The following is an 825-nucleotide window of genomic DNA, read 5'->3' on the forward strand; positions in this document are numbered from 1 at the left end:
CCCGCCGACCCTGGAGATGCTGGACGGCCTCGGCGTGGCCGACGCCCTCGTCGCCCGGGGCCTGATCGCCCGTACGTTCCAGTACCGGGACCGTCGCACCGGGCCGGTCGCCGAACTCGACCTCGCCGTGCTGAGCGAGGACACCCCGTACCCCTACCGGGTGCAGTGCGAACAGAACAAACTGACACCCCTGCTGGCAGACGCACTCGCCGAATTCCCAGGAGCCGAACTGCGCTTCGGATGCAAGGTGGCCGACGTCCGGCAGGACGACAGCTCGGTGACCGCCGTCCTCGACGACGGGCGCATCGTACGCGGGAGTCATCTGCTGGCCGCCGACGGCGCCCACTCCGCCGTGCGGCACTCCCTGGGCGTCGGCTTCGAGGGNATGACCTACCCGGAACGCTTCCTCGTCGCCTCCCTGGACGCGGACCTCACCACCGAACTGCCCGGCCTGGCACCGATCGCCTACGTGCTGGACCCCGACGAGTGGCTGGTGCTGCTGCGGACCCCGGACCACTGGCGGATCCTGCTTCCCACCCCGGACGGAACCTCGGACGAGGCTGAACTCGCGCGCCTGGAAGAACGGTTGGCCAGGCTTCGGGCCGACATGGGCGTGGCTGGGCCCTGGCGGGTGGCGCATGCCAGTCTCTACCGGGTGCACCAGCGGGTCGCCGCCGGCTTCCGGCGCGGGCGGGTGCTGCTGTGCGGTGACGCCGCGCACGAGGGCCGCCAGGGGGGTGGCGAGGAGAACCGCGTCATGGATGCCGCTGTTCATACCCATACCGCCGAGCGGATTGTTGACGTGCGCGGCGTCACCGCACAGCA

General features: G+C 71.0%; 1 pseudogene. It reads left to right on the forward strand.

Annotation, left to right across the window (positions count from 1 at the left end):
* Window positions 1–16 precede the first annotated feature (16 nt).
* Window positions 17–664, forward strand: a pseudogene (locus JGS39_RS41345) (FAD-dependent oxidoreductase); the annotation flags it as partial.
* Window positions 665–825: the final 161 nt, after the last annotated feature.

The sequence above is a fragment of the Streptomyces poriferorum genome (assembly GCF_019399235.1).
Taxonomy (GTDB): Bacteria; Actinomycetota; Actinomycetes; order Streptomycetales; family Streptomycetaceae; genus Streptomyces; species Streptomyces poriferorum.